Source organism: Streptomyces sp. HPF1205, assembly GCF_020400825.1.
In the GTDB taxonomy this organism is placed as follows: Bacteria; Actinomycetota; Actinomycetes; order Streptomycetales; family Streptomycetaceae; genus Actinacidiphila.
The window spans coordinates 110,092-116,091 of record NZ_JAINVH010000027.1 but is presented as its reverse complement, the minus strand read 5'-3'; the positions used below and the strand labels follow the sequence as shown (position 1 = coordinate 116,091).

Here is a 6,000-nt window from a genome sequence, read left to right as displayed (position 1 = left end):
TCACCGACACCGTGTTGCCCGTCGAGCCGCCGCTGGTGAAGGCGGCGACGCCGTTGGGCGTGCCCAGGCCGCTGGGACCGTCGTAGCCGGACTTGGCGGTGCACAGGTAGCTGCTGCCGCACGAGCCGTTGGCGCCGCTGGTCACGTCGTTGAGCGAGCCGGTGCGGGCGTACGGGTAGGACGCCGGGGTCGTGCCGGCCGCCGGGGTGCCGGCCAGGGCGTAGACGGAGGCGATGATCGGCGAGGAGGCGCTGGTGCCGCCGTACACCTGCCAGCCGCTGGCCTGGTAGCTGTCGTAGACGGCGAGGCCGGTGGCCGGGTCGGCGACCGCCGAGACGTCGGCGACGGTCCGCTTCGAGCAGCCGGAGTCGGTCTGCCAGGACGGCTTGGCGTCGTAGGCGGAGCAGCCGGAGCCGGCCCCGTCGCCGCCGGAGCTGGAGCCCCACACGGACTCGGTCCAGCCGCGGCTGTTGCTCGCCCGGCTCAGCGAGGTGCCGCCGACCGCGGTGACGTACCGGGACGCCGCCGGGTACTCCACGCCGTAGCCGCTGTCACCGGAGGAGACGGTGATGGCGACGCCGGGGTGGTTGAAGTACGAGGAGTCGGAGGAGGTGTCGCTGGAGTCCTCGCTGCCGCCGTAGCTGTTGGACACGTACTTCGCGCCCATGGTGACGGCGCGGTTCACGGCCGTGCCCAGGTCGTCCATGTTGGCGCTGGACGCCTCGACCAGCAGGATGTGGCACTGCGGGCAGACCGCGCTGACCATGTCGAGGTCCAGGGAGATCTCACCGGCCCAGCCGGAGTCGGCCGACGGGTAGCTGGTGCCGCCGTTCTCGTCGACCTTCTTGAAGCAGCCGTTGGCGGTGGTGCAGGCGGGCAGCCCGTACTGGCTGCGGTACGTGCCCAGGTCCTTCTCCGCGTTCGGGTCGTCCTGGGCGTCCACGATCGCCACGGTCGCGCCGGAGCCGGCCGAGGACGGCAGCGCGTAGGCGCTCTGCAGGTCGGACGGGCCGTAGCCGGACGGGGTGGCGTCCGGGGTGACGCCCATGTGGTGCAGGACGTCGGTGCGGGCCAGGGCCAGGCAGGCCATCTGGCCCTTGTGCGCCGGGGCGGCGCACAGGCGCTGGGTGTGCGCGGCCGACGCGGCCGTACCCGCGGCCGAGGACGGCTGCGGGGCGGCGACGGACGGGGCGGCGGCCGCGACGAGGCCACCCGTCACCAGGGCGCCGGAGGCGACGACCGCGAGCGCGGCACGGCGGACGGCTCGTTTGAACCGGCCTTGTTGTGTCGAGTGCAAAGAACTGCCCTCCATGGGGGGATCCACTCCGAGGGCGCGGCCGCCGTGCCGGTACGAGCCCCGACATGTGTCAAGGGCATGACAATCGATGTTGGCGGCGTCGCCCGGGGACTTCGGTGGCGCACATTCACTGGTGACCGGCCGCTCCCGGTCGGTCGGACCGGTTCTGCCGATGCGGTGGACTCCGGGTGTCCCGGTGGTTGTTCCGGGTGTTCCGGCAGACGACTGCTGCCAACTCCTGCTCAGTGCCACCCCGTTGAGTGGTGGCCGATGTTGAAGGTAATGAAGCCGGGGTCAAGGGGCTACCGGGTATTGGTAAAGGATTCCCCTCGACTTGCCGGTGGGGGCCTCCCCGGTCGCTTCCGCCCGGCGATCTCCGCCGATACCTTGTGGCGCCATGGACACCGCGGAAGGACCGGTCAACGACCTTGTCGCACTGGGCCTGGCACGTTACGAGGCGCGGGTCTACCTCGCGCTCGTACGCCGGGAGTCGTACACGGCGGCCGAGGTCGCCCGCGCCGCGGACGTACCGCGGCAGCGGGTGTACGACGTGCTCGACGCGCTGGTCCGGCGGCGGCTGGCGACCGCCCACCCGGGCCGGGTCGCCACCTTCTCGGCGGTGGACCCCGAACTCGCCGTGGCCCGGCTGATGGCCTTGCAGCGCGAGGCGCTCGAACGGCTCGACCGGGTGTCCGCCCAGCTCACCTCCGCCCTGATGCCGGTGTGGGCGGACGGCCGCACCCACACCGACCGGCTGGACTACATCGAGATCCTGCGCGACCCCAAGTCCATCGCCGAGGCCTTCACCGACATCCAGAACCAGGCCCGCCGTGAACTGCTCAGCTTCTGCAAGCCCCCGTTCGTCGCCCCCATGCTCAACGCGCCCGGCATCAAGGTGGTCCGCCGGCTGCGGCGCTCCGGCGGCTCGGTGCGGGCGATATACACCCACGAGGCGCTGGACGACGACAAGGTGCTGGAGAACGTGCAGCGGTTCGGGGCGGCCGGGGAGGAGTCCCGGTTCGCCGTCGAGCTGCCGCTGAAACTCGTCGTGGCCGACGCGAACCTGGTGCTGTGCGACATGCCCGACCCGGTGGCCGGCACCGGCGACACCACCGCCCTCTACATCGAGCACCCGGCGCTCGCCGCCTGCCTGCGGCTCGCCTTCGAGACCGTGTGGGCGGGGGCGCAGACGGTCCCGAGCGCACGGCCGCACGAAGAGCCGGGGGAGCCGGAGGACACGGGGGAGCCGGGGGGAGCGGGGGGCGTCGCCGGGACGGGTGAGTGGGGGACGGACTCGTGACAAGGCGGCGGATCGGTGCGGACCGGCGGCGGACCCGGTGCGATGTGCGGACCGGTGCGGACCGGCGGCGGACCCGGTGCGATGTCCGGAATACGCCCCTCTAACGGCGCAGACCGGCACGTCCCGCCCACGGCGCGGGTTACAGTGACCGCGTGGCCGTGTTCCTGCTCGGAGTCGGTGCCGCCTGCTGCCTCGGCCTGGGATTCGTGCTGCAGCAGCGCGCGGCCGCGCGTGCCCCGCTCGCGGACTTCCTCTCCTTCAGGCTGCTGCTCGACCTGCTCCGGATGCCGGACTGGCTGCTGGGCGTGGGCCTCATGGTCACCGGTCAGGTGCTCGGCGCCGTCGCCCTCGCGTACGGCGAGATCTCGCTGGTCGAGCCGCTGACCGCCACAAACCTGCTGTTCGCGATGGCCCTGTCCCGGTGGCTGACCAGACAGCCGCTGGGCTGGAGCGGCTGGGGCGGGGTGGCGCTGCTGGCACTCGGCGTGAGCGTCTTCATCGTCGCCGGGCGGCCGCGCGGCGGCGGCATGGAGGCGGCCGCCCTGCGCCACTGGCTGGTCTTCGGCATCGTCGCCGGGCTCGCCCTGCTGCTCACCGTGAACGCCCGCCGCCTCGCGCCGGCCGGTGAGGCCGCCCTGCTCGCCCTGGCCGCCGGGCTCCTGTACGGGCTGCAGGACGCCCTGACCCGCGTGTGCGGGCAGATCGTCACGGGCGAGGGCCTGGCCGCGCTCTTCACCCACTGGCAGCCCTACGGGGTCGGCGTGCTGGGGGTGACCGGCATGCTGCTCGTCCAGAGCGCGTTCGAGATGGCGCCTTTGCGCATGTCCCTGCCGTCCCTGACCGCCGCCCAGCCGCTGGCCGGCATAGCCTGCGGGATCGGCTTCCTCGGCGACCGGGTGCGCCTCACCCCCGGCCCGCTGGCCTGGGAAGCGGTGGGACTGGCCGCCATCGTCAGCGGCATCGTCCTGCTCGGCCGCCACCCGGCCATGCCTCCCGGCGTGACGGCGAAGGAGCCCGCGGTGGGCGCCACACGGGTGAACTGACGAGCCCGCGGCCGCCGGGGCGCCGGCCCCTGGGCCCGCGCCCGCATGCGCCGTATCGCGTCCGCTCCGGTCACGACCGTCGTCCTGCCGTCACGACACCGCGGGGGACCAGGTGAAACGCGGCTCCCTGCGCTCCAGGAAGGCGGCCCGTCCCTCGGCCGCGTCACCACCGGCCGCCGCCTGAGCGGCCCAGTACGCCAGGCGCTCGGGGGAGGGGTCGGCGGCGGCGAACTCCTTGGCCGCGGCCTGGGTGAGCCGGGAGCGGGAGCACAGCACCCCGGCGAACTCCCGGACCCGCCCGTCCAGCTCCTCCGGCGCGAGCACCTCGTCGGCCAGCCCGGTGCGCAGCGCCCGCTCGTCCCCGATCAGCTCACCGGAGAACAGCAGGTACTTCGCGGTGGCCGGGCCGGTCAGCGCCACCAGCCGCCGGGTCGAGGAGGCCGGGTAGACGATGCCCAGCCGGGCCGGCGTGACCCCGAACCGCGCCCCCCGCGCGGCGAACCGCAGGTCGCACGCCACCGCAAGCTGGCAACCGCCGCCCACGCAGGCCCCTCGCACCGCGGCGAGCGTCGGCTTGGGGAAGGCGGCCAGCGCCTCCTCGGCGGCGACGGCCGCCTCCTGGGTGGCGCGGGCGCCGTCGGGGCCGCCGAGGCCGTTGATGTCCGCGCCCGAGCAGAAGGTGTCGCCCTCACCGGTGAGGACCACCACCCGCACCGAGGGCTCGGCGGCCAGACCGTCCAGCAGCGGGGGCAGCGCCCGCCACATGCCCAGCGTCATGGCGTTGCGCCGCTCGGGATTGCTGATGGTCACCGTGGCGGTGCCCTCCGACGTGCTCACCAGCAGACCGGGGCCGGGATCTGGGCCGGGGAAGGGCATGGGTACTCCTCACGACGCGGCGGCGGGCGGATCGGCGGGGTGGGGCGTGGAGCGGTGGAGCGGCGCGGGTGGAGCGGCGGGCCGGACGGTGCGGGGCGGGGTGTGCGGGTCGGGCGTCCGGGTCCGGGTGGGGCGTCCGGCCGCGGCGTCCGGGCCGGCCGGTGCGATTGCTGCCCGCACTTGCCACGAGGCCGGGGCCGCGTGGCGATCCTATCCAGGCATGTTCCGGTCCGAAGCGGTCACCCCGGCGCCATGCTCGATCATGTCCGGTCGAAATCTGGAGAAAGGTGCGGACTTACGGTTTCCTGCACGTGCACCTGCATCCGTCGCCGAGACTCTGGGGCGTGAGGCGGGCGCTGCCGCACGGTGGCCGGCCCGCGTGGGCAACGGCATGCGAAGGCGATGGTGGGTGCGGTCATGGAGGTGCGCGGGAGCGTCCCGCCCGGTCAGGCTACGGCGCCCAGGGCGTACGAGGGCGTGTGGCGGTTCACCGCCCCCGCCCTGGACGTGTCGGTGCCCCAGGTGCGCGGCGGGGTCCGCGCGCTCCTGGCGGAACAGCGCGTGCCGATGGACGAGGACCTGTTCCACGGGCTGCTGCTGATCGTCTCCGAACTGGTCACCAACGCGGTCAAGCACGCCGCCGTGCTCTCGCCGCAGATCGCCGTCGAGATCGCGGTGGGCGCCGAGTGGATCCGGGTCGCCGTCGAGGACAACCACCCGTACCGTCCCAAGGCGCTGGAGGCCGATCACGCACGGACCGGGGGCCGTGGGCTGCTGCTGGTCAAGACGATCACCGACGAGGCCGGCGGCGGCTGCGACGTCACCCAGACCCCGACCGGCGGCAAGGTGATCTGGGCCGCCCTGCCGCTGCGCGCGGGGGTGCCCGGGGCCGGACCCGGCCCGGTCCCCGGCGTGCCTACCAGCCCGCCGCGGTCCCTGTGACCTCGCGGATCGTGGGGGCCGCGGCGTCGAGCACGGTCTGGAACCAGGCCGAGAACGTCCCCGTCTCCCGCATCCGCGCCAGCTCCTCGGGGCCCGCGAACACCGTCTCGCCGATCTCGTCCGGATCAGGGTGCGGCGTGTCGCGCACGAGCCCCACGAACAAGTGGTTGTACTCCTGCTCCACCAGGCCCGAGGCCGGGTCGGGGTGGTTGTAGCGGACCGTGCCCGCCTCCCGCATCGAGGCCGGCGCGACCCCCAGCTCCTCGGCCGTGCGCCGGGCCGCCGCCACGAAAGGCCGCTCCCCGGGGTACGGGTGCCCGCAGCACGTGTTGGACCACACACCGGGGGAGTGGTACTTCCCCAGCGCCCGGCGCTGCAGCAGCATCCGGCCCTTGTCGTCGAAGAGGAAGACCGAGAACGCCCGGTGCAGCCGGCCCGGCGCCATGTGCGCCGAGAGCTTTTCCGCCGTGCCGATCGTCACACCCCGCTCGTCGACCAGTTCGAGCATGATCGGCTCCGCGACCCCGTTGGGGGACGTGCCG

Annotated in this window: 5 protein-coding genes and 1 pseudogene; 3 read left to right on the top strand and 3 right to left on the bottom strand. The window is 73.8% G+C overall.

The window, feature by feature from the left end; genetic code table 11:
• Nucleotides 1-1,312 (bottom strand): annotated as a pseudogene (locus tag K7G61_RS26355) (S53 family peptidase); the annotation flags it as partial.
• Nucleotides 1,313-1,694: 382 nt separating this feature from the next.
• Here K7G61_RS26355 and K7G61_RS26350 point away from each other — a divergent pair.
• Together K7G61_RS26350 and K7G61_RS26345 are read left to right on the top strand one after the other, a co-directional pair.
• Complete coding sequence (locus K7G61_RS26350; protein ID WP_225849475.1) at nucleotides 1,695-2,597, top strand: TrmB family transcriptional regulator; 903 nt, start codon at nucleotides 1,695-1,697, stop codon at nucleotides 2,595-2,597.
• A gap of 152 nt (nucleotides 2,598-2,749) precedes the next feature.
• Nucleotides 2,750-3,640: a DMT family transporter gene (locus K7G61_RS26345; RefSeq protein WP_225849474.1), complete on the top strand. Its 891-nt coding sequence runs from the start codon at nucleotides 2,750-2,752 to the stop codon at nucleotides 3,638-3,640.
• A 90-nt stretch (nucleotides 3,641-3,730) separates the two neighbouring features.
• Here the strand turns inward: K7G61_RS26345 and K7G61_RS26340 are convergent, their stop codons facing one another.
• Entirely contained in the window at nucleotides 3,731-4,516 is a 786-nt protein-coding gene (locus K7G61_RS26340) for an enoyl-CoA hydratase/isomerase family protein (RefSeq protein WP_225849473.1), read from the bottom strand.
• A gap of 417 nt (nucleotides 4,517-4,933) precedes the next feature.
• On the opposite strand from K7G61_RS26340, the gene K7G61_RS26335 reads away from it, so the two are divergent.
• Complete coding sequence (locus K7G61_RS26335; protein ID WP_225849483.1) at nucleotides 4,934-5,458, top strand: ATP-binding protein; 525 nt, start codon at nucleotides 4,934-4,936, stop codon at nucleotides 5,456-5,458.
• Here K7G61_RS26335 and idi read toward each other — a convergent pair.
• Nucleotides 5,433-5,966, bottom strand: coding sequence for an isopentenyl-diphosphate Delta-isomerase (gene idi, locus K7G61_RS26330; protein WP_225849472.1), 534 nt, complete (start codon nucleotides 5,964-5,966; stop codon nucleotides 5,433-5,435). The genes K7G61_RS26335 and idi overlap by 26 nt on opposite strands.
• Nucleotides 5,967-6,000: the final 34 nt, after the last annotated feature.

Bases quoted from the DNA above. Each gene is read 5' to 3' on its own strand.
- K7G61_RS26350 (WP_225849475.1), top strand. From the start codon at position 1,695: ATGGACACCGCGGAAGGACCGGTCAACGACCTTGTCGCACTGGGCCTG.
- K7G61_RS26340 (WP_225849473.1), bottom strand. From the start codon at position 4,516: ATGCCCTTCCCCGGCCCAGATCCCGGCCCCGGTCTGCTGGTGAGCACG.
- K7G61_RS26335 (WP_225849483.1), top strand. From the start codon at position 4,934: ATGGAGGTGCGCGGGAGCGTCCCGCCCGGTCAGGCTACGGCGCCCAGG.
- idi (WP_225849472.1), bottom strand. From the start codon at position 5,966: ATGCTCGAACTGGTCGACGAGCGGGGTGTGACGATCGGCACGGCGGAA.